Origin of the sequence: Phytohabitans flavus, assembly GCF_011764545.1 — a bacterium.
GTDB classification, from domain to species: domain Bacteria; phylum Actinomycetota; class Actinomycetes; order Mycobacteriales; family Micromonosporaceae; genus Phytohabitans; species Phytohabitans flavus.
In genome coordinates this window covers 5,817,230-5,838,551 of sequence record NZ_AP022870.1, presented here as the reverse complement: position 1 = coordinate 5,838,551, position 21,322 = coordinate 5,817,230, and the positions used below count along the sequence as shown (strand labels likewise).

Annotated in this window: 18 protein-coding genes, 1 other RNA gene and 1 pseudogene; 13 read left to right on the top strand and 7 right to left on the bottom strand. The window is 71.4% G+C overall.

Going from position 1 to position 21,322, the window contains the following annotated elements:
* Nucleotides 1–225: 225 nt before the first annotated feature.
* From Pflav_RS25535 to Pflav_RS25505, 7 genes are all read left to right on the top strand, one after another.
* Complete coding sequence (locus tag Pflav_RS25535; protein WP_173038831.1) at nucleotides 226–2,202, top strand: DUF1800 domain-containing protein; 1,977 nt, start codon at nucleotides 226–228, stop codon at nucleotides 2,200–2,202.
* A 4-nt stretch (nucleotides 2,203–2,206) separates the two neighbouring features.
* Complete coding sequence (locus Pflav_RS25530; protein WP_173038829.1) at nucleotides 2,207–3,412, top strand: DUF1501 domain-containing protein; 1,206 nt, start codon at nucleotides 2,207–2,209, stop codon at nucleotides 3,410–3,412.
* A gap of 150 nt (nucleotides 3,413–3,562) precedes the next feature.
* Entirely contained in the window at nucleotides 3,563–4,792 is a 1,230-nt protein-coding gene (locus tag Pflav_RS25525; RefSeq protein ID WP_173038827.1) for a helix-turn-helix domain-containing protein, read from the top strand.
* 72 nt (nucleotides 4,793–4,864) lie between these two features.
* On the top strand, nucleotides 4,865–5,422 hold the full coding sequence (locus Pflav_RS25520) for a flavoprotein (RefSeq protein WP_173038825.1): 558 nt from the start codon (nucleotides 4,865–4,867) through the stop codon (nucleotides 5,420–5,422).
* Between the two features lie 1,253 nt (nucleotides 5,423–6,675).
* Nucleotides 6,676–7,479, top strand: a complete 804-nt coding sequence (locus Pflav_RS25515) for a Nif3-like dinuclear metal center hexameric protein (protein WP_173042632.1) — start codon at nucleotides 6,676–6,678, stop codon at nucleotides 7,477–7,479.
* Nucleotides 7,476–8,216, top strand: a complete 741-nt coding sequence (locus tag Pflav_RS25510; RefSeq protein ID WP_173038823.1) for a zinc ribbon domain-containing protein — start codon at nucleotides 7,476–7,478, stop codon at nucleotides 8,214–8,216. The genes Pflav_RS25515 and Pflav_RS25510 overlap by 4 nt, the downstream gene beginning before the upstream one ends.
* Nucleotides 8,213–9,349: a bifunctional RNase H/acid phosphatase gene (locus Pflav_RS25505; protein WP_173038821.1), complete on the top strand. Its 1,137-nt coding sequence runs from the start codon at nucleotides 8,213–8,215 to the stop codon at nucleotides 9,347–9,349. Before Pflav_RS25510 ends, Pflav_RS25505 begins: the two co-directional genes overlap by 4 nt.
* Here Pflav_RS25505 and Pflav_RS25500 read toward each other — a convergent pair.
* The gene (locus Pflav_RS25500) at nucleotides 9,342–10,100 is read right to left on the bottom strand and encodes a sulfite exporter TauE/SafE family protein (RefSeq protein ID WP_173038819.1); all 759 of its coding nucleotides are present in this window, start codon (nucleotides 10,098–10,100) and stop codon (nucleotides 9,342–9,344) included. The genes Pflav_RS25505 and Pflav_RS25500 overlap by 8 nt on opposite strands.
* 36 nt (nucleotides 10,101–10,136) lie before the next feature.
* Between Pflav_RS25500 and rnpB the strand changes: the two genes are divergently transcribed.
* The 5 genes from rnpB (at nucleotide 10,137) to Pflav_RS25475 (ending at nucleotide 14,018) form a co-directional block, all read left to right on the top strand.
* Nucleotides 10,137–10,541: RNase P RNA component class A (gene rnpB, locus Pflav_RS25495), an RNA gene on the top strand.
* A gap of 292 nt (nucleotides 10,542–10,833) precedes the next feature.
* Nucleotides 10,834–11,037 (top strand): hypothetical protein, encoded by a 204-nt coding sequence (locus Pflav_RS25490; RefSeq protein ID WP_173038817.1) that lies wholly within the window; start codon nucleotides 10,834–10,836, stop codon nucleotides 11,035–11,037.
* Between the two features lie 66 nt (nucleotides 11,038–11,103).
* Nucleotides 11,104–11,763 (top strand): histone H1, encoded by a 660-nt coding sequence (locus Pflav_RS25485; RefSeq protein ID WP_173038815.1) that lies wholly within the window; start codon nucleotides 11,104–11,106, stop codon nucleotides 11,761–11,763.
* A gap of 69 nt (nucleotides 11,764–11,832) precedes the next feature.
* The gene (locus Pflav_RS25480) at nucleotides 11,833–13,248 is read left to right on the top strand and encodes an RNB domain-containing ribonuclease (RefSeq protein WP_173038813.1); all 1,416 of its coding nucleotides are present in this window, start codon (nucleotides 11,833–11,835) and stop codon (nucleotides 13,246–13,248) included.
* Entirely contained in the window at nucleotides 13,245–14,018 is a 774-nt protein-coding gene (locus Pflav_RS25475) for a helical backbone metal receptor (RefSeq protein ID WP_173038811.1), read from the top strand. The genes Pflav_RS25480 and Pflav_RS25475 overlap by 4 nt, the downstream gene beginning before the upstream one ends.
* On the opposite strand, the gene panB is transcribed toward Pflav_RS25475, so the two are convergent.
* From panB to Pflav_RS25455, 4 genes and pseudogenes are all read right to left on the bottom strand, one after another.
* A complete protein-coding gene (gene panB / locus Pflav_RS25470; RefSeq protein WP_173038809.1) occupies nucleotides 14,015–14,845 on the bottom strand; it encodes a 3-methyl-2-oxobutanoate hydroxymethyltransferase in 831 nt (276 codons plus the stop codon). The genes Pflav_RS25475 and panB overlap by 4 nt on opposite strands.
* Before the next feature lie 110 nt (nucleotides 14,846–14,955).
* Nucleotides 14,956–15,531 (bottom strand): Uma2 family endonuclease, encoded by a 576-nt coding sequence (locus tag Pflav_RS25465; RefSeq protein WP_197938741.1) that lies wholly within the window; start codon nucleotides 15,529–15,531, stop codon nucleotides 14,956–14,958.
* A 31-nt stretch (nucleotides 15,532–15,562) separates the two neighbouring features.
* Entirely contained in the window at nucleotides 15,563–16,072 is a 510-nt protein-coding gene (locus Pflav_RS25460) for a Uma2 family endonuclease (RefSeq protein WP_232071901.1), read from the bottom strand.
* Between the two features lie 95 nt (nucleotides 16,073–16,167).
* Nucleotides 16,168–17,924, bottom strand: a pseudogene (locus tag Pflav_RS25455) (NAD+ synthase).
* 238 nt (nucleotides 17,925–18,162) lie between these two features.
* On the opposite strand from Pflav_RS25455, the gene glnA reads away from it, so the two are divergent.
* Complete coding sequence (gene glnA, locus Pflav_RS25450) at nucleotides 18,163–19,515, top strand: type I glutamate--ammonia ligase (protein WP_173038805.1); 1,353 nt, start codon at nucleotides 18,163–18,165, stop codon at nucleotides 19,513–19,515.
* 245 nt (nucleotides 19,516–19,760) lie between these two features.
* On the opposite strand, the gene Pflav_RS25445 is transcribed toward glnA, so the two are convergent.
* Both Pflav_RS25445 and Pflav_RS25440 read right to left on the bottom strand, forming a co-directional pair.
* Entirely contained in the window at nucleotides 19,761–20,129 is a 369-nt protein-coding gene (locus Pflav_RS25445) for a hypothetical protein (RefSeq protein WP_173038803.1), read from the bottom strand.
* Between the two features lie 289 nt (nucleotides 20,130–20,418).
* Entirely contained in the window at nucleotides 20,419–21,306 is an 888-nt protein-coding gene (locus Pflav_RS25440; protein ID WP_173042630.1) for a S66 peptidase family protein, read from the bottom strand.
* Between the last annotated feature and the right edge of the window lie 16 nt (nucleotides 21,307–21,322).

Genomic DNA, 21,322 nt, shown 5'->3' with positions numbered 1-21,322 from the left:
AACGAACGTGTAGCCCGGGAGATCGGTTTGCGCTGCTCCACGCCGGGAATCCCGCCGTCACGACAACCCGAGGCGATGCAGCGTGGGCTTAAGCCGGTACCCGAACGGGGGTCCTCGCCTTGAGCCAGCCCAGATCGTTAACTACCGTCCCGTATCACTGAGTAATCGGTCTTCTCCGGCCGGAAGGCATAGGCCGGGAGGGACAGCGAGAATCGGGACTGGTGCATGGTCGATCGGAGTGTGCCTCGCCACGCGCAGCACGCCGAGCCGGCGGTGCAGCAAAAGCCGCACTCGCACCACTACCGGCCGTACGTGCCGCCGCCACCACGGCATCGGGCCTCGGAGCACCCGACCCGCCAGCCACCGGAGCCGGAGCCGGCCGCGGAGCCTGAGAAGGCACCGACGGAGCGGCGCCGGCGCCGCGGTGCGGGGGTGGGGCGGCGCAAGGCGATCCTCGGCATCAGCGGGCTCGCCGCGCTCACCGGCGGTACCGCGTTCGCCGCCACGCCGAGCGGGCAGGACGTCGTCGACTGGGCGATGGGCCGCACCGACTACGACCCCGCGGCCGACCCGGCCAGTGACGGTAACCCAGGCCGGCCGGGCGGGCAGCAGCCGAGCACTGTGCGCACGTACACCGAGCAGAACGAGTCGTACATGGCGTCGGCGGCCGGCGACGCGTTGCGCGGCAACATCCCGGCCGGCGGGCGGCGCTTCTCCAGCCCCGCGATCGCCGCGCAGGCGACGAAGGTGACGGTGCCGACGGCGCTGGCGTTCGATCCGGTACGGCACCTTGCCAGCCGGCTCACCTTCGGTCCCACGCAGAAGGTGATGGCGGACGTCGCGCGGATCGGCATCGACGAGTGGATCACGCAGCAGCTCGACCCGGAGCGGATTCCGCTCACGCCGGCGGAGGCGAAGCTCGGCGACCTGACCACGCTGGGCATGAGCATCGCGGACCTGCGCGCGGCCCGGGAAGGCTTGGAGGCAAAGGGCATCCGGGCCGACGAGGAGATGGTGCAGGCCACGATCGCCCGCCAGATCTGGTCGGACCGCCAGCTCTTCGAGGTGATGGTCGACTTCTGGAACGACTTCCTGCACGTGCCCGCGTTCCACGAGGGCTCGCCGGTGCTGCGGTCGTCGTTCGACCGGGACGTGATCCGGCGGTACGCGCTCGACAACTACCCGGACATGCTCGTCGCCGCCAACCGCCACCCGGCGCTGCTGACCTACCTCGACCAGTCGGCGTCCACAAAGGACGAACTGACCGACAACCTGGCCCGGGAGAACCTCGAGCTGTACTCGGTCGGTGTCGACGGCGGTTACACCGAGCGGGACGTGCGACAGGCCGCGCTGCTCCAGACGGGGCGCGCGGTCCGGGACGACCAGTACGTGTACCGGGCCGACAAGCACTACATCGGCGCTGTGAAGATCATGGGCTTCAGCCACCCCAACATCACCGCCGAGGGTGGGGAGGAGGCCGGCGAGGAGTACTTCCGGTACCTGGCCAACCACCCGTCGACGGCCCGCCGCGTCGCCACCCGGCTGGCCATCCGGTTCGTCTCGGACACCCCGCCGCCGGCGCTCGTGGACCGGCTCGCGCGCAGCTTCACGGTCAACCGCGGCGCGGTGAAGCCGCTGCTGCTGGAGCTGCTCAGCTCCTCCGAGTTCTGGGCCGCCGTGGGGCAGAAGGTGCGCCGCCCGCTGGAGTACGTGGTGGCGACGTACCGCACGCTCGGCGTCTCGCCGCAGACGCCGGCCAGCTTCCGGGCCGCCAGCCCGGCCCACACGCCGTTCGCCGAGGGGATGCGGCAGTTGCAGGCGCGGCTCCAGGAGCTGGGCCACTACCCGGCCGGTGCGCCCGGCCCGACCGGCTACCCGGACGTCTTCGTCGCGTGGTCGTCGGCGAGCACGATGGTGGGCCTCTGGAACGAGGCCGCCGACGCGGTCGCCGGGAGCCGACCCATGTTCACGTACCAGCGGCCGGAGCAGCTTGTCGGTGCGAAGCCGCCGAAGACAGCCGGTGCCTACGTCGCCGCACTCGCGCAGCGGCTGATCCACCAGCCGCTGTCTCGCCGCGAGGTGGACGCGATCACCTCCGTTGCCGGCGTCGCGTTCGGCGCGGCGGTCGACGCGTCGCTCAACGGCGCCGCCGTGGCCGTGGCCCGCGTGATCCTCGCCTCCCCCCAACACCTGCTGAGGTGACCGCATGAGACACCCCGAGCTCAGCAGGCGCGCGTTCCTCACCGGAGCGGCGGCCACCGTCACGGCGGTCGCCACGAGCCAGATGCTCCCCGGGCGGGCGGCGTACGCGGCGTCGGCCAAGGGCACGTTCGTACACGTCTTCCTGCACGGCGGCCTCGACGGGCTGAGCGTGGTCGCGCCAACCGACGAGCGGGTGCTGGAGGACGTCCGCCCCAACCTGCTGATGACCGAGCGCACCGCGCTGGCGGTCGACCGTTCGTTCCGGCTCAGCAGCGCGTTCACGCCACTCGAGCGGTACCTGAAGGACGGCCAGCTCGGCTTCATACCGGGCGTCTCCGACCCGCGCCTGTCGCGCAGCCACTTCCAGGCGGTCGACATGTGCGACCTCGGCGGGCTGCCGCGCGAGGCTGGCGGGCGGGGCTGGCTGGACCGCCTCGTCGACCAGCTCGGTCCGGGTACCGCCTTCCGCGGCGTCGGTGTCGGCGGCACGCTCCCACGCTCGCTGGTCGGTACCAACGGCGCGCTGTCACTGAGCACTGTGGACGGTCTGGCACTGAACGGCGAGGCGCGCTTCAAGGACCCGACGCTCGCCGCGATCGGCGCGCTCTACAAGGACATCAACCACCCGGTGCAGGACGCGGTCGGCGCCACGCTGGGCGCGGTCCGCGCGGTGCAGGGCATGGCGTACGCGCCGGCCGACGGCGTCGAGTACGACGGAGTCGGGCTCGCGTTCCGCCAGGTCGCCCAGCTGATCAAGGGCGGCGCCAACGTACGGGTCGCCGCGATCGCGATGGGCGGCTGGGACACGCACGAAGACCAGGGCAGCCAGGACGGCGGGTACCTGCACGTGCGGCTGAGCGAGCTGGCGCGGGGGATGGCCGCGTTCTTCACCGACCTGGGGCCGGCGGCCGCCGACGTCACCGTGCTGGTGTCCAGCGAGTTCGGCCGCCGGGTGGCGGAGAGCGGTACGGGCAGCGAGCACGGCCACGGCGGACTGGTGATGTTGCTGTCCGGCCGCAAGCTGGGCAGCTCGCTGCTGGGCCGCTGGGACGGGCTGGGCAAGCTGGACAGCGGCGACGTTCCGGAGTTCAACAACCTCTTCGACGTGTACGGCTCGGTGACGCAAACCCAGTTCGGCCTCACCGACGCCCAGGTCGCCAAGGTCTTCCCGCAGCGCCGTTACGCGCCCATGAAACTCTTCAACGCCTAGGCCATCTGGCGGATCTATGGCGGCCGGGAATGCGGCCAAGATACGCCATGCCATCACCCATCCGGGGCTCGACCCAGGTCCGAATGAGTGACGAAACGGACCGCACCGCCCAACCGGCCCGGTCGCCGGCGAGGGAAGGGGAGGTACGACGTGGATGAGCTGCCCATCGGGCGCCGCGTCGCATACTGGCGCGGGCGCCGCAAGATGTCGCAGCAGGTCTTCGCCGACCGGCTGGGCAAGTCGAAGAGCTGGGTGGACAAGGTCGAGCGGGGCGTGCGCCGGCTCGACAAGTTCTCCGTCGTCTACGAGATAGCGGACGTCCTCCAGGTCGACGTACAGCTCCTGCTCGGTAAGGAGCCGGAGCGGCGGGCCGACAGCGTCAACTGCATCGACCAGGTCGAGGTGGAGGAGATCCGCGCCGCCCTGGAACGCTACGACCAGATCAGCGCTTTCTTCGTCGCCCCCGTGCAGGCGTTGCCGCTGGCCGAGATGCGTAAGGCGGTAAGCCACGCCTGGCTGACCTACCAGCACGCCAAGTACGGGGTACTGGCCCGCGCGCTACCCAAGCTGCTGCGCGACGGTCAGGCCGCCGACACGGCGTACGCGAACGGCGAGCAGTCCGCCGAGGCCGCCCACCTGCTGGGGCAGATCTACCAGATCGCCTCGTCCACGCTCCGCAAGGTGGGCGAGCACGAGCTGTGCTGGCTAGCCGCCGACCGCTCGATCGCGGTCTCCCAACGGTCCGGTGACCAGCTGCTCGCCGCCATCGCCAGCTACCGGGTCGGCAGCGCACTGCTCGCCCTTGGCCGCGCCCGCCCCGCGCTCGAAGTCAACGTCAACATCGCCAACCGGATCGCACCCGGCGAGGGCAACGACGCCTCCCCCGAGCGGCTCTCGGTGTACGGCATGTTGCTGCTCAACGGCGCGATGGCCGCGGCGCGGATCGGCGACACCGCGACCGTCCGCGACCTCTTCACCGCCGCCGAAGGCGCCGCCCGTGAGCTGGGTAGCGACCAGAACCACTTCTGGACCTCGTTCGGCCCCACGAACGTGCTGCTGCACCGCGCCGCCGCCGCGGTCGAGCTGGGCGAGGGGCGGGTCGCGGTCGACACCCACGAGCAGATCGACGGAGACGCGTTCGCGGCGCTGCTGCCCGAGCGGCGCGCGCACCACTTCATCGACATCGCCCGCGGGTACACCCAGATCGGCGACGTCGAGCGGGCCAGCGAGATGCTCCTGGAGGGCGACCGCCTCGCCCCCTCGGAGATCCGCTGCCGACCGATCGCACACGAGGTGCTTTCGGACGTGCTGCGCCGTACCAAGGGGGCGCCGCCGACCCCGGTCGCGGAGCTCGCCGAGCACATGGGGGTTGGGGTATGACAGCGTGAGCGAGCGGGGCACGAGGCCCCGGCCCGGGCCGGCGCTGAGCGTCCGGACAAAGGGTGACAGCGGGTGAACCGCGGCGTTCTCTATGTCATCGCGTGTGGGTCACCGGCCGCCGGGGACGTGGGGCAGCTGGTGACCCTTGCCCAGCGCGCGGGATGGGACGTGTGCGTGGTGGTCACGCCCGACGGCCGGAAGTTCGTCGACGTGCCCGCGCTCTCCGTGCTGACCGGCCACCCAGTCCGCACGCTCTACAAAAACCCAGGCGACCCGGACGTGCTGCCCTCCCCGGACGCCATCATCGTGGCGCCCGCGACCGTCAACACGGTCAACAAGTGGGCCTGCGGCATCGCCGACACGCTCGCGCTCGGGCTCGTGGTGGAGGGGCAGTGCAAGGGGCTGCCGATCGTCGCGATGCCGTACACCAACGAGGTGATGGGCGCGCATCCGGCGTTCCGGGAGAGCCTTGACCGGCTGCGCGGCTGGGGCATCACCGTGCTCTTCGGCGACGACTTCCCACTGCATCCGCCGGGCACGGGCGAGCAACACCGCGACACGTTCCCGTGGGGCCAGGCGCTGGAGGCCCTGCACAGCCGCGTCGACGCCGACTCACCCGGCACCCCCTGACCAGAACATAAATTCTAAGAGAGATTCGAGCTACCGCGGCGCCCGTTGTGGTCCAGACCGCTGCTCCCGCGGCCTCACCCTCCGCCGTTCACAACCAAACCCCACCCATCCCTGTGGGCATCAGAGCGAGCGGCGGACTGCCGCCCTGGTGGCCTCTGGAGCTGGGCGCACCGATGCGCCCGCCCCGACCGGCCTGGGACCGGCGACACTCTGCGCTGACCGGCTCGTGGACCAGGGCGGGCCGTGGTCGCCCCGGCGCGTCAGCCCGCGATCTAAGCCCGACTTCCGCGCTGCCCGCAACGCAGGGAGATTGAGCTACCGCGGTGTCCGTCGTGATCCATGCGCTGCTCCCGCGGCCTCACCCTCCGCGGTTCACAACCAAACCCGCGCCCGGCAATGGCCGGCGGTGAGGCTACGGCCCGGCGGCCGCCCGCGACGCGCACGCCTTCGGGGCCGCCCGCGACGCGGGCGGGCCTGGGAATCGGGCCTGGGCGGCCGCTTACCCAGCCAAGCCTGGTCCGTGTCCGTAAGTGGGCCGTTTCGGGGGCCACCGCCGGGTGGCGGCCCTCAGGGTGGTTGGGCTGGGCGCATCGGTGCGCCCAGCTCCGGAGGCGCGCCGGGGTGGCCCGCCCCCGGCGTGGCGCGGATGCCCGTAGGTGCGTTGTGGTTGTGAGACGCGGAGGGTGAGGCTGCGGGAGCGGCGGTCTGGACCACCGCGGACGTCGCGGTAGCTCAGGTCTGTCTCGGGAATCGCGACCGCGCCTCGTGGCAGATCGGCTAGGCGAAGCGGACGCGGACGCGGGCGCCGCCGAGGGCGGAGTCGTTGCTGGCGGTGGCGGTGCCGCCGTGCGCGCGGCCGCCTCGCGGACCACGCTCGTGGCGTCGGTGGGTGCCCGGTCCAGCTCCAGCGCACCGGCCCGGGACCGTGCGATGACCAGCAGGTCGGTGGCGAGCCGGCCGAGTCGGTCCGCCTCCACCAGCGCGGCGGTCAGGGCGCGCCGCGCGGCCCGCGGGTCCTCTTCCGCGACGCCGAGCTCAAGCTCCGCGCGTCGGGTCGTCCTCGACGACGAGCAGCCGCATGGCGGCCGGCGTGGCGTCGTCACCCCATCGGGTGCGCCCGGTCTGGAGGTTTTCCATCATGGGGACACGCTGGCCCACTCTGTGTGAGAGGACCATGAGAAGCGGCTGCCCGCGCTGGTAGCCTCGCCGCCGTGAGAGCACCCGACACGACTGTCGAACCCACCGTCGCCGACGTGGTGGCGATCCTCGACCGGCGGTACCCGCCGTCCTGGGCGGAGTCGTGGGACCGGGTTGGGCTGGTGCTCGGCGAGCCTGAAGCTCCCGTGCGCCGGGTGCTGTGTGTCGTCGACTGCGTGCCCGAAACTGTCGCGCAGGCGCGCGAGGTGGGCGCGGACCTGATCGTGGCGCACCACCCGCTGCTGCTGCGTGGGGTGTCGTCCGTTGCGCCGACGACGTACAAAGGACGGATCGTCCACCAGCTCATCAAGGCCGACATCGCCCTCTTCGTCGCGCACACCAACGCCGACGTCGCCAACCCGGGCGTCTCCGACGCGCTCGCCGCCCGGCTGGGCCTGCGCGACCTGCGGCCGCTTCGCCCGGTCGAGGGCGACGCCGCCGGCCGCGGCACCGGCCGCATCGGCCGCCTCCCGGAGCCCATGACGCTCGCCGAGCTCACCCACCACGCGGCCGTCACCCTTCCCACCACCGCTTGGGGGGTACGGGCAGCGGGGCGACCCGATCGCACGATTTCGACCGTGGCGGTGTGCGGCGGTGCGGGCGACCCGTTCCTCCCCGACGCGACCGCCGCGGGCGTCGACGCGTACCTCACCGCAGACCTGCGCCACCACCCGGTCAGCGAGCACATCGCCGGTGGCGGTCCGGCACTGCTCGACGCCGCGCACTGGGCGACCGAGCGTCCGTGGCTGGACGACCTCGCGGCCCATCTGCGCGCCGCCTGCGGTGTCGAGGCGGTCGTCTCCGACCTCGACACCGACCCGTGGACCGTGCACGACTCGTTGAAGGAGCCCCGCCCGTGAAGGCAGACCCGGAAGCACAGCGACGCCTGCTCGACCTCCAGGCGATCGACACCGCGCTGGCCCAGCTGGCCCACAAGCGCCGTACGCTGCCGGAGCTGGCCGAGCTGGAGACCCTTGCCCGGCAGCTCTCCGGGCTGGAGGACGGGCGCGTGCGGGCCCAGGTCGCCGTGGACGACATCGACCGCGACATCGCGCGCATCGAGCGCGACGTGGAGCAGGTGCGCGGACGCAAGGACAAGGACCAGGCGCGGCTCGACACCGGGCGCGGCCCGGCGCGCGAGCTGGAGGCGCTCCAGCACGAGCTCGTATCGCTGTCCCGGCGGCAGAGCGAGCTGGAGGACGCCGAGCTGGAGCTGATGGAGCAGCGGGAGACCGCGCAGGGCTCGCTCGACGAGCTGCTCGGCCAGCAGACCGCCGGCCGGGAGGCGCGCGAGGCGGCCGAGGTGCGGCGCGAGCAGGCGCTCGCCGAGATCGCCAAGGAGGAGGAGTTTCGTACCTCCGCGCGGCAGCCCCTCGTCGCGGACCTGCCCGCCGACCTGATCACGCTCTACGACCGGATTCGCGAGGTATCCGGCGGACTCGCCGCCGCGCTGCTCAAGGGCGGCCGCTGCGGCGGGTGCCGGCTGGAGCTGTCCGGCGGCGAGCGGGCCCGGATCAAGGCGGCGCCGCCGGATGAGGTGGTGCGCTGCGAGGAGTGCCGCCGCATCATGGTCCGCACGGCGGAGTCCGGCCTATGACGCCGTTGCGGGTCGTCGTCGAAGCGGACGGGGGAGCGCGGGGCAATCCCGGGCCGGCCGGCTACGGCGCGGTCGTGCGCGATGCCAACTCCGGTGAGGTGCTCGCCGAGCGCGGTGAAGCGCTGGGCATCGCGACCAACAACGTCGCCGAGTACTCAGGGCTGCTCGCCGGGCTGCGCGCCGCCGCCGACCTCGGCGCGGCCGAGGTCGAGGTGCGGATGGACTCCAAGCTTGTCGTGGAGCAGATGTCCGGCCGCTGGCAGATCAAAAACCCGGGCCTGCGCCCGCTGGCCGCCCAGGCGGCCACGCTCGTGCGCCGCTTCGACCTGGTCACCTTCGTGTGGATACCGCGCGAGCGGAACAAGCACGCCGACGCGCTCGCCAACAAAGCGATGGACGAGGCGGCCGGCGTCAGCAAGGCCGGGCGTGGCGGGGCCGAAGGGGCGGGGAAGGAGCGACGCGCGGCGCCTGCCGCCGGTGCCGTCCGGCCCTCCTGGGAGCCGCCAGTCGCGACCCCCACGCGCCTGCTGCTCGTCCGCCACGGCGCGACCGAGCTCACCGCACAGCGCCGCTACTCCGGCCGGGGTGACGTGCCGCTCTCCGACGTGGGGCTGGCGCAGGCGCGGGCGACCGCCGCGCGGGTGAAGGCACTCGCGCCCTCCGTCGCCGCCGTCGTCAGCTCCCCGCTGTCTCGGTGTACGGGTACCGCTGAGGTCATCGCCGCCACGCTGGGCGGTGGGGTGCCTGTGACAGTGGAGCCGGATCTCGTCGAGTGTGACTTCGGCGCGTGGGAGGGCAAGACCTTCACCGAGGTACGCGCCGAGTGGCCCGACGAGATGGACGCCTGGCTGGGGTCCACTGAGGAGGCACCGCCGGGCGGCGAGTCGTTCCGCGCGGTGGCGACCCGGGTCCGTCGCGTGGTGGCGACGCTGCACAAGACGTACCCGGAGAGCACGCTCGTCGTTGTCTCACACGTGTCACCGCTGAAGATCCTGCTGCGCGACGCGCTCGCCGCGGGCGACGCGTTCCTGCACCGGCTCTACCTCGACCCAGCCGGCCTGTCCATCGTGGACATGTGGGCGGACGGCGGCGTCGCGGTCCGGATGGTGAACGAGACCGCGCATCTCAGCTGAACGCCCGCCACAGCAGCACCAGGCCCACCACTGTGCCGGCGGTCACGATGACCGCCTTCAGCACCACGCTCGGCAGCCGGCGGGCGAGGTGCGCGCCGACGTACCCGCCGAGCAGCGTGGTCGGCGCGATGACCGCGACGCCCACCCACTCGACCGGGCCGAAGGCGGCGTACGCGACGACCGTGGCCGCGCCGATGACCGCCGAGAGCACGTTCTTGAGCGCGTTGATCCGGGCGAGCCGCTCATCGAGGAGCAGCGCCAGCCCGGCGACGAGCATCACACCGAGCGCGGCGCCGAAGTACCCGCCGTAAACCCCACCGGCGGCGGTCAACCCGTACAGCGCGGCCCTGTTACGGCGCGGTGGCATGTGACGCGGGTGACCCACGAGGCGCCGGAGGCGGTCCTGGAAGGCGAGCACGCCCGCCGCACCGAGCACGAGGAACGGCACCACGACCTCGAACGCGCGCTGCGGCGTGGCGAGCAGCAGCACGCAGCCCGCGAAGCCACCGACCACGGCGATGGGCACGAGTGCCCGTACGCGTTCGCGCGGCAGGTCGGCGCGGCTGCCCACCACGCTCCCGACGTAGCCCGGGCTGACCGCCAGCGAGTTCGTGACGTTGGCCGGCACGGGTGCGAGCCCAGCCGCGATGAGCGCGGGAAAGGTGATGAGCGAGCCGCCCCCGGCGATCGCGTTGACCGTTCCCGCGCCGAGCCCGGCTGCGGCGAGCAGTGCCATTCCTGGAAGATCCATCGCCGCCGAGGCTAGTACGATTGACAGCGCGACGGACGAGTCGGCCGGGCGGTCGCGTCAGCTTCGTGCCCAGCACGGAGCTGCCGAGGAACGTCCGGACTCCACAGGGCAGGGTGGTTGCTAACGGCAACCCGGGGTGACCCGCGGGACAGTGCCACAGAAAACAAACCGCCGTGCTTCGGCGCGGTAAGGGTGAAACGGTGGGGTAAGAGCCCACCAGCGTTCCGGGTGACCGGAGCGGCTCGGTAAACCCCACCTGGAGCAAGGCCAAGAAGAGTCGCCACTGAGAGGCGGCGGCTCGCGCAGGCGATTGAGGGCGGCCCGCCCGATGCCTGCGGGTAGGCCGCTGGAGCCTGCCGGCAACGGTAGGCGGAGATGGATGGCCGCCACCGGCGACACGTGTCGCCGGGACAGAATCCGGCGTACAGGCTGACTCGTCCGTCGCGCCTGACGCACTCGCGCCTCACCCGGGATGGGGGGCCACAGTGGAGACTGCGTACGCCACGCGGGCGTCCTGTGCAAGAATTTTTTTGGGACGCGGTCACGGTCGGTGCGGCGGGTAGGTCCTTGCGCTTACACGAATAAATCCCTTATCGAATAAGGCTTTCTCTCCGAAGCGTGCCGTGTGGCGAGCCGTGTACCGTTGTCAGCCGGGCTGGTCTATTGTGGAGGCGCATCCGATTTTTCTGCGGAAAAGGTGGCGCTTGTTCCGTTTGCGGTGCACAGTGATCCCATGACTAACAGCGGAAGTGGCGCAAGGTACTACTGGTGCGTGCGCCACCACCGCGTCGAGGACGAGTCCAACTCGTGCCCAGCTAAGTACACGCTCGGTCCGTACCCATCCGCAGAAGAAGCGGAGCATGCGCTCGAGCAGGTGCGTGAGCGCAATGAGAAGTGGGACGAGGAAGACGCCCGCTGGTCGGGGGAAGACAAGTAATCGGCGCGATCCGCTGCGCACGGCCGTCCAGCCGGGCGAGGATCGCAACGCAAGGAGGAGAAAGAGATGGCCGTAGCGAAGAAGGCCACCAGCAAAACGGCCGCGAAGCGCGCGGCTGCCAAGGACAGCACGGTGACGCCCGAGGCGACGCCCGCGACTGACGAGGTCAAGGTCACGGTGCCGGCGACCACGGCGACGCCGGCCGCGCGCAAGACCGTCACGAGCAAGGCGACGGCGAAGAAGGCTCCCGCCAAGAAGACCACTACCGCGGCGAAGAAGGCTCCCGCGGCGAAGACGACGACCGCGCGCAAGACGGCCGCCGCCAAGAAGACGACGACGGCTAAGAAGGCCACGGCCAAGAAGACCGCGCCGGCGACGAGAACCGCTGCGAAGAAGGCGCCCGCGAAGAAGGCTACCGCCACCAAGAGCACCACCGCGCGCAAGGCGGCGGCGAAGAAGACGGCGGCGGCGAAGACCTCTCCCGCCAAGTCCACGACCGCCAAGAAGACAGCCGCCGCGAAGTCGACGACCGCGCGTAAGACCACGGCGGCGAAGACCACCACCGCGCGCAAGACCGCCGCGAAGAAGACGACGACGGCAAAGGCGACTCCGGCCAAGAAGACAGCCGCCAAGAAGACGGCGGCCAAGAGCACCACTACGGCGGCCAAGAAGGCGCCCGCGCGTAAGACCACCGCGCGTAAGACGACTACTCGCACCACGCGTTAGTACGGGTGGGGTGTGACGGTCCGACGCCCAGCCATGCCGGGCGAGGATCGCAACGGTAAGAATGATCGCGTGGTTATCCGACGCGTCGTCGCACCCCGCATCGACTTCGGCGAGCTGCGCCGCGAGCTGGACCTCCCTGAGGTGTTCCCGCCCGCGGCGCAGCGCGAGGCCGACGAGGCGGCGTCCCGTACCGCCCTGCCATCCGCCGACCGCACCGACATCCCGTTCGTCACGATCGACCCGCCCACCTCACGCGACCTCGATCAGGCCATGTGGATCGGGCGCCGCGACGGCGGCTACCGGGTGCACTACGCGATCGCCGACGTCGCCACGTACGTGCGGCCCGGCGGGGAGCTCGACGCCGAGACCTGGCGCCGCGGGCAGACCGTCTACCTCCCGGACAGCAAGGTGCCGCTGCACCCCGTCGCGCTGAGCGAGGGCGCGGTGAGCCTCCTGCCCGACCAGGAGCGGGCCGCGGTCGTGTGGACCATCGACCTCGACTCTTCCGGCGACACCACGTCGGTACGGCTCGAACGGGCCCGCGTGCGCAGCCGGGCCAAGCTCAACTACGCGGGCGTGCAGGCCGACGCCGACGCTGGGCGGCTGCCCGAGCCGATCGCCGCGTTGCCCGAGCTCGGCAAGCTGCTCGCCGAGCGTGGCTTCGAGCGCGGCGCGATCAGCCTCCCGCTGCCCGAGCAGGACATCGAGCCGGACGGTACGGGGTGGCGGCTGGTGCTCCGCGCGCCGTACCCCGTCGAGGAGTACAACGCGCAGATCTCGCTGCTCACCGGCATGACCGCCGCGCGCGTGATGCTCGACGGCGGCATCGGCCTGCTGCGTACGATGCCCGCGCCGCGCGAGCAGGCGATCGCGAAGCTCCGCGCGGCCGCCGGTGCGCTCGGCGTGGAGTGGCCGGACGGCGCGCCGGTGGGGCGCGTGGTGGCCGGCGTCGACCCGGCCTCGCCGCCCGCCGCCGCGTTCCTCGACCACGCGGCCGAGCTGATGCGCGGCGCTGGGTACACAGCGTTCGACGGCAAGGTGCCGGACGACCCGGGCCACGGTGCGGTGGCGGCGCCGTACGCCCACGTGACCGCCCCGCTGCGGCGCCTGGCCGACCGGTACGCCACCGAGGTGTGCCTCGCGCTCTTCGCCGACGCGCCTCTGCCCGACTGGGCCGGCGCCGCACTGCCGAAGCTGCCGGAGGTGATGGCCAGCACCGACCGCGTCGCCGGCACCGCCGAGCGCGCCGCGGTCGACCTCACCGAGGCGGTGCTGCTCTCCGGCCGGGTCGGCGAGGAGTTCGACGCCGCGGTGCTCGACCTCGACGACCGCCCGAAGCGCGTGCCGGGCGGCATGATCGCGCTGGACGAGCCACCGGTGCGCGCCCGCTGCGAGGGCGACCTCCCGCTCGGCGAGCGCGTCCGGGTCCGCCTGGTGACGGCCGACCCGCAGCAGCGGCGCATCCTCTTCACCCGCGCGGGATGAACGACGACCTGGGCGCGGCGGTACACCTGCCGCGCCCGCCGGACCGCGTGGTCTCGCTTGTGCCGTCGCTGACCGAGGCGGTCGCGGTGACCACACCCGGCCTGCTCGCCGGCGCCACCGACTACTGCACCCACCCGCCCGGACTTGACGTCCCGAGGGTCGGCGGCTCCAAGTACCCGTCGGTGGAGCGCATCCTCGCGCTGGCGCCCGACCTTGTCGTCGCGAATGCGGAGGAGAACCGCCGCGAGGACGTCGAGGCGCTCCGCGGCGCCGGCGTGCCGGTGTGGGTGACGTACCCGCGCACGCTGGACGAGGCGTTCACGTCCCTGGCGCGGCTGCTGGCCGTTCTGGGTGATGGCGATCCGCCCTGGCTCGCCGAGGCCCGCGCGTCCTGGGCACCGCCGCCGCCAGCGGTACCGCGGCGGGCCGTCATCCCGGTCTGGCGCCGCCCGTGGGTGGTGATCGGCGGCGGTACCTTCGCCGGCGACGTGCTGCGCCGCTTGGGCGTGCACAACCTGTACGACGACGCGCCCGACCGCTATCCCCGCCCGCCGCTCGCCGAGATCGTCGCTCGCGCCCCCGACCTTGTCGTACTCCCCGACGAGCCGTACGCCTTCACGGCCGACGACGGCCCCGAGTCCTTCCCCGGCGTGCCGTGCGCCCTCGTCTCAGGCCGGCACCTGACCTGGTACGGCCCGTCGTTGGCGGAAGCCCGCGCGCTGTTGGAGTCCCAACTGCGCGCGGGCTTCGGCGGGGCCGAAAGTGGCTAGTGGTAGGCGTGCTCGGGGCCGGGGAAGTCGCCGCCCCGGACCTCGTCGGCGAAGCGCTTGGTGGCGTCGGTGAGGGCGCCGGCCAGGTCGGCGTAGCGCTTGACGAAGCGAGGAGTCTGGCCGGAGCGGAGCCCGGCCATGTCCTGCCAGACCATCACCTGGGCGTCGGTGTCCGGCCCGGCGCCGATACCGATCGTGGGGATGGCGAGGTCGTGGGTGATGTGCTTGCCGACCTCGCTGGTCACCATCTCCAGCACCACCGCGAACGCGCCCGCCTCCGCCACCGCGTGGGCATCGGCCACCACGTCTTCGGCGGCATCGCCACGGCCCTGGACGCGGTAGCCGCCGATCGCGTGCTCGCTCTGGGGCGTGAAGCCGATGTGCGCCATCACCGGGATGCCGGCGTTGGTGATCGCGGCGATCTGGTCGGCCACGCGACGGCCGCCTTCAAGCTTGACGGCGTGGGCGCCGCCCTCCTTCATGAACCGGACGGCGGTGCGCAGGGCCTGGGTCGGGCCCTCCTCGTACGAGCCGAACGGCATGTCGGCAACGACAAGCGTGCGCTTGGTCGCGCGCACCACCGCGCGGACCAGGGGGAGCAGGTCGTCGACCGTGATCGGGACGGTGGTCTCGTACCCGAACACGTTGTTGGCCGCGGAGTCGCCGACGAGGAGCACCGGGATGCCGGCCTCGTCGAAGATGGCAGCGGTGTACTGGTCGTAAGAGGTGAGCATCGGCCACCGCTCGCCGCGCTGCTTCGCGGCGATCAGGTCCCGCGTGCGTACCCGCCGGGTGGCTGGGCCGCCGTACAGGGTCGGCTCTGACATCGTCGTCTCCTCTCGCCTCGAGGCCGCGCTCGCGGTCCCCGGGTCACTAGGGAAACTGTCCCACCGCGTCTACCGGACACGTCAGGTCTTAGTGGAAGATTTCACACGCGTTACGCGAGCGCGGGCGGCGCCCCTTCGAGCAGGCGATCGAGCAGCACCGCCTCGTGCCCGATGTAACGCCGCTCACCATGCTCGTCGATCCCGAGCGCGAACAAGTGCACCGTCGCCGGCCCGTCGTCGCGCTCGACCCGCCAGTAGTGCCGGATCCCGGCACCGGCATATTCGGCCGGCTTCCGCATCCGGTCCTCACTCCGGGTGCTGGGCGAGACGACCTCGACCACGAGAAGCGCGTCCTCCGGCTCGATCCAGACGGTGCCCCCGGGGACAGGCCGGCGCAGCACCATCAGATCCGGATTGCGGCCAGACGACCGTCCTTTGATGCGAATACCGGGTGTCGGAAGCACGAGGCCTCTGGCGAAGCCATTTGTACGAAACCAAGTCACCAGGTCGGCGATGACGCTCATATGGTCAGCGTCGGCCGGGGCCATGATGAGGAGGTTACCGTCAATCAGTTCGTAGCGGTGTCCGTGCTCGTCCGCCGCGGCCAGCTCCGCCACGTCGTCGAGCGTGAGTTCGTAGACTGGCAGGTCGACACGCAGCCGCCTCTTCGGATGAACGGTCGTCACGACTCACCTCCTCCGGCCCGATGGCCTCGCGTCACAGCAGCTCGGGCGGCTTGCTCGCGAGCAGGTCCTCAAGCAGGACAGCCCGGTGACCGAGGTACGTCGGCTCGCCTCGCAGATCGTTACCCAGGCGGAATTGGTGGACCGTCGCCTCGGCGTTGTCGCCTCGCTCGATCCGCCAGAACTGCGTGATTCCAGCCCGAGCGTATTCGCCGGGCTTGGCCTCGCGATCGACGCGCTCTGACCCGGGGGAGACCACTTCGACCACCAAGGCGACGTCAGCGGGATCGGCCCAGACTGTGCGTCCGTCCCTGCGGCGCCGCAGAATGATCAGGTCTGGGACCCGTCCCGATGTGCGCTCGGTGATCTGGATGCCCGGCGTTGCGAGGACCTGGTGAGTCCCATAGCCGTTGGTAACAAACCAAACCGTCAGGCGGGTGATCGTCTCCGCGTGGTCGAAATCCGCCGGAGGCACGACGAGGAGGGTACCGTCAACGAGTTCGTAGCGGTGTCCGGACTCGTCGGCGGCGGCCAGCTCGGCCACGTCGTCAAGAGTGAGTGGACGCGGCGGTAGGTCCACCCGTAGGCGACGGCCAGAGTGCACTGCGGTCATGGCTCACCTCCTCGATCCATACCATGCTACCGGTCGGAGGGCTCGCGCCACCTGTTCGTGATGGGCAGGCGGCGGTCGCGGCCGAACGCCTTGATTGAGATCTTCGTGCCCGGCGCGGACTGGCGGCGCTTGTACTCGGAGATGTCGACCATACGCAGCACCTTGTCGATCACGGCCGGGTCGTGGCCCTCGGCGATCAGGTCGTCGCGGCCCTTGTCGCCGTCGATGTACCCCATCAGGATTACGTCCAGCTCGCTGTAGTCGGGCAGCGAGTCGGTGTCGAGCTGGCCCGGGCGCAGCTCGGCGCTCGGCGCCTTGCTGATCGCGTTTTCCGGGATGGGTGGCTCGGTGCCGCGCCGCTCGGCTTCCGCATCGCGCCACCGGGCCAGCGTCCACACCATCGTCTTCGGTACGTCCTTGAGCGGGTTGAAGCCGCCCACCGAGTCACCGTACAAAGTGGAGTATCCGACTGCCAGCTCGCTCTTGTTGCCCGTCGTGAGTACCAGGTGACCCTCCTGGTTGGACAGTGCCATGAGGATCACGCCGCGCACCCGCGCCTGCAGGTTTTCCACGGCGAGCCCGGACAGCGACATGTTGGCCAGGAAGGCGTCGACCATCGGCTGGATTGGCTCGATCCGGTAGTCGAGGCCGGTGCGCTTGGCGAGGTCGGCCGCGTCGTCGCGGGAGTGCTCGGACGAGTGCTGGCTGGGCATCGAGACGCCGACCACCCGATCCGGACCGAGCGCGTCGACCGCGATCGCCGCCACCACCGAGGAGTCGATGCCGCCGGAGAGGCCGAGCACGACCGAGCGGAAGCCGTTCTTGCGGACGTAGTCGCGCAGGCCGAGCACCAGCGCCTGCCACACCTCGGCCTCGTCGGTGACCCGCTCGGCGACGCCCCCCTCGACGGTGGTGGCGGGCGCCGGCGGTACCGCGTCGAGGACCACGCGCCGCACGCTCATCTCGCCGAGGGGACCCTCCGGCGCGTCCGGGTCGGCCGCCGGCAGGTCGATGTCGTGGATCAGCAGGTGCTCGGCGAACTGCGGCCCCGGGCCCGCAGCGTGCCGTCGGCGGCCACCACGATCGAGTCGCCGTCGAAGACAAGCTCGTCCTGGCCGCCGACCATGTTCACGTACGCCACGGCGGCACCGGCCTCCTGCGCCCGGCGGGCCACGAGCGGGAGGCGCACGTCGTCCTTCTCCAGCTCGTACGGCGAGCCGTTGATGTTGACGATCAGGCCGACCCGCGCGTCCCGGGCGATCGCGAACGGCCCGCCGGCCTGCCAGATGTCCTCGCAGACGGTGAGCGCGACGTCGACCCCGGCCATCCGCACGACGGTCAGGAAGTCGCCGGGCACGAAGTAGCGGTCCTCGTCGAACACCCCGTAGTTGGGCAGGTGGTGCTTGTAGTACCGGGCGGCGACCCGGCCGCCGTGCAGCAGCGCGAGCGCGTCCCGCGGCCCGCGGTTGGGCTCGGCCGCGGCGCTGATCCGGGCCGGTCCGTCCGTGTCCAGGTAGCCGACCACGACCGGCAGCTCACCGAGGCCGTCGGCGGCCAGGTCGGCGGCGAGCCGCTCCAGCGCCGCGACGGACGCGGCCACGAACGAGTCCCGGAAGACCAGGTCCTCCACCGGGTATCCGGTCAGCATCATCTCCGGGAACGCGACGAGCTGGGCACCCGAGTCGGCCGCGGCCCGGCTCCACTCGCGCACGATGCCAGCGTTGCCGGACAGGTCGCCGACGGTCGGGTTGACCTGGGCGAGGGCGAGACGCAGGGTCGGCATGGATCCATTCTCCCAGCTCCGGGCCGTACATGCGCTGTGAGGCCGCGCTCGTCTACGCTTTTGTCCCTTCCGCATGTTTGGTAACAACAGCCACGAACCAAGCAGGCTGCGCCAGGACCCGGTACGGCGGTCAGCGTCCTCTTCACGTAACGTCGGTGTAACGACGTGGCGGGAGACTGATCCGCCAGCTTTTGCGCAGCTAGAGCGTCACCACAGCGAGTGCTTTCTAGGGGTTGAAGTGGACCGTCAGCAGGAGTTCGTGCTCCGCACTCTGGAGGAGCGCGACATCAGGTTCGTCCGGTTGTGGTTCACCGATGTGCTGGGCACGCTCAAGAGCGTCTCGGTGGCGCCCGCGGAGCTGGAGGCGGCGTTCGACGAGGGCATCGGCTTCGATGGCTCGGCGATCGAGGGCTTCGCCCGCGTCTTCGAGTCCGACATGATCGCCATGCCCGACCCGACCACGTTCCAGGTCTTCCCGTTCGAGGGCGGGGTGAGCGGCGAGAGCGCGCGGATGTTCTGCGACATCCTGCTCCCCGACGGCAGCGGCTCCTGGGCCGACCCGCGGCACGTGCTGCGCCGCGCGCTCTCCAGGGCGGCGGAAAAGGGCTTCACCTTCTACACCCACCCCGAGATCGAGTTCTTCCTGCTGGAAAACGGCCCCTCCGACGGCTCGGTGCCCACCCCGGTCGACGCCGGCGGCTACTTCGACCACACCACCCACGCGATCGCCCGCGACTTCCGCCGGCAGGCGGTGCTCGCGCTGGAGCGGATCGGCATCTCGGTCGAGTTCAGCCACCACGAGGTCGCTCCCGGCCAGCAGGAGATCGACCTGCGGTACGCGGACGCGCTCACCACAGCCGACAACATCATGACGTTCCGGCACGTGGTCAAGGAGGTCGCGCTGTCGCACGGCGTGCGGGCCACGTTCATGCCGAAGCCGTTCACCGACCAGCCGGGTAGCGGCATGCACACCCACCTGTCGCTGTTCGAGGGCGAGCGCAACGCGTTCCACGACGCGAGCGACCCGATGAAGCTCTCCAAGGTGGCCAAGGCGTTCATCGCCGGCCTGCTGGTGCACGCCCGGGAGTACACGGCGGTCACCAACCAGTGGGTCAACTCGTACAAGCGGCTCTTCCCGCAGGCGCTGCCCGACCGGATCACCGAGTCCCCGGCCTACGTGTGCTGGGGCCACCTCAACCGCTCGGCGCTGGTGCGCGTCCCGGCCTATGGCAAGCCCAACTCGGCCCGCGTCGAGGTCCGCTCGCTCGACTCGGCCGCCAACCCGTACCTTGCGTTCGCGGTGATGCTCGGCGCCGGCCTCAAGGGCATCGAGGAGGGCTACGAGCTCCCGCCAGGCGCCGAGGACGACGTGTGGTCGCTCTCCAACGCCGAGCGTAAGGCCATGGGCTACGAGGCGCTCCCGGAAAACCTCTCCGAGGCGATCGACGTGATGTCCGGCTCCGAGCTGGTCGCCGAGGTGCTCGGCGAGCACGTCTTCGACTTCTTCCTGCGTAACAAGCGCGCGGAGTGGGAGCAGTATCGCCGCGAGGTCACCCCCTACGAGCGCCAGCGCTACCTGGGTGCCCTTTAGAAAGAGATTTTGAGCTACCGCGACGTCCGCGGTGGTCCGGACCGCTGCTCCCGCGGCCTCACCCTCCGCGCTTCACAACCCCGGGCGTAGAACGCCCTGCGGTTAAGCAGATCGTGGTACTTGGCTGTTGCCAGAGCGACAGCCAGGTACCACGATCTCCTTCCGCCTTCCGCCTTCCGCCTTCCGCCCGCGAGCCGCCGCGGCTACCGTGGCGGAACGCGGGCGGGCCTATGAAGCTGGCCCGGCTACTTCGTCGGGGTTGGCGCCGGGCTTTCCGGTGGGGATGACGGCTGGCCATCGCGCGGGCCGCGGCCGGGGTGCGGCTTGCCCTCGGGGCGTAGCTGCTCGCGCACCTTGCTCAGCGCGTCCGCCACCTTGTCCTCCGGGACGCCGAGCTCCTTGGCGAGCGCCGCCGCGAACTCCGCGTCGTGCGCGGCGCGGTCCTTGCCGTCGCCGGGTCGACCCGGGCCGTCGCCGTGGCCGTGGGAGCCGGCGGGCGGCCGGCCACCGCGGTCGTCGGCGTACGCGGCGACCGGTGCCGCGATGCCCACCGACAGCACGGCGGCCACGGCCAGCCCGGTGAGCGCGGCCTTCTTCGAAATTGGCCTACTCATGAGACCTCCAAAATCGCTTGGAACGGGGTACCCGACCGAGGCTGGAGGCGTCACCTGGGCTTTCACCCTGTGGGGCCTGTCCCGCGACTGAAAGTCCGCGTCCGGCTTGCGTGGATAGTGCGGTTTGGCGTGCTGCGTCACCAGCCCGCGCACAGGAGCGAGAACGTGGGCGAGCCGACACCCCCGTGCCGGCTCGCCACTGCCGATCTGATCGTCGCCGGCATGGGGTTCCCACTCACCTCTCAGCCTGCTCCGGAGGCGAACCGACCGGCCACGGACAAAGTGACTGTCACGTCACACCTGACGACACAGCCGGCGACACGGTCAGCACGCCGGCGTCCGCGTCCAGGGTGGCCGGGGTGCCGACCGGCACGGTGAGCTGGCCGGTGCCGTGGCCGATCGGCAGGCCGCCGAGCACCGGCACGCCCAGGCCGCCGAGGCGCTCGGCCAGCACCTCGGCCACCGGCACGTCCCAGCCGTCGGCGCAGTCGGTGAACTGTCCGACCGCCACGCCCGCCACCCCGTCGAGCGCCCCGGCGCGGCGGAGGTGGGTGAGCATGCGGTCCACTTTGTACGGTGCCTCGGACACGTCCTCGACGAGCAGGATCGCGCCGCGCAGATCAGGGAAGTCCGGAGTGCCCACAGTGGACACGAGGAGGCTGAGGTTGCCGCCGATCAGCGGGCCGTTGGCCGTACCTGGCACCACGACCGGCGCGGTCTCCTCGGTCTCCACCCGCTTGACCACGACCGGATCGGTGCCCATTAGCGCGGCGCGCAGCGACTCCGCGGAAACCGGCGGGGTCCGCTTGTCCAGCCACGCCACGCCCGGGCCGTGCACTGTGGCCAGTCGGGCGCACCGCCACAGCGCCAACTGGAGCGCGGTGATGTCGGAAAAGCCGGCCACCACCTTCGGGTCGCGCCGTACCGCGTCCATGTCGATCGCGTCTACTATCCGCTGCGCGCCGTACCCGCCGCGGGTGCACAGGACCCCGCGTACCTCCGGGTCGGCGAAGGCGGTGTTGAGGTCGGCGGCACGCAGCGCGTCGGCGCCCGCGAAGTAGCCCTGCCGCGCGTGCGCATTCGACCCCAGCACCGGCCGCAGGCCCCACCCGGTCAGCAGCTCGATGCCGCGGGCCACCCGCTCCGGCCTGGCGGGCCCGCTCGGCGAGACGAGCATCACGGTGTCGCCCGCA

Bases quoted from the DNA above. Each gene is read 5' to 3' on its own strand.
- Pflav_RS25535 (WP_173038831.1), top strand. From the start codon at position 226: ATGGTCGATCGGAGTGTGCCTCGCCACGCGCAGCACGCCGAGCCGGCG.
- Pflav_RS25530 (WP_173038829.1), top strand. From the start codon at position 2,207: ATGAGACACCCCGAGCTCAGCAGGCGCGCGTTCCTCACCGGAGCGGCG.
- Pflav_RS25505 (WP_173038821.1), top strand. From the start codon at position 8,213: ATGACGCCGTTGCGGGTCGTCGTCGAAGCGGACGGGGGAGCGCGGGGC.
- Pflav_RS25500 (WP_173038819.1), bottom strand. From the start codon at position 10,100: ATGGATCTTCCAGGAATGGCACTGCTCGCCGCAGCCGGGCTCGGCGCG.
- Pflav_RS25490 (WP_173038817.1), top strand. From the start codon at position 10,834: ATGACTAACAGCGGAAGTGGCGCAAGGTACTACTGGTGCGTGCGCCAC.
- Pflav_RS25485 (WP_173038815.1), top strand. From the start codon at position 11,104: ATGGCCGTAGCGAAGAAGGCCACCAGCAAAACGGCCGCGAAGCGCGCG.
- Pflav_RS25475 (WP_173038811.1), top strand. From the start codon at position 13,245: ATGAACGACGACCTGGGCGCGGCGGTACACCTGCCGCGCCCGCCGGAC.
- panB (WP_173038809.1), bottom strand. From the start codon at position 14,845: ATGTCAGAGCCGACCCTGTACGGCGGCCCAGCCACCCGGCGGGTACGC.
- Pflav_RS25445 (WP_173038803.1), bottom strand. From the start codon at position 20,129: ATGAGTAGGCCAATTTCGAAGAAGGCCGCGCTCACCGGGCTGGCCGTG.
- Pflav_RS25440 (WP_173042630.1), bottom strand. From the start codon at position 21,306: ATGCTCGTCTCGCCGAGCGGGCCCGCCAGGCCGGAGCGGGTGGCCCGC.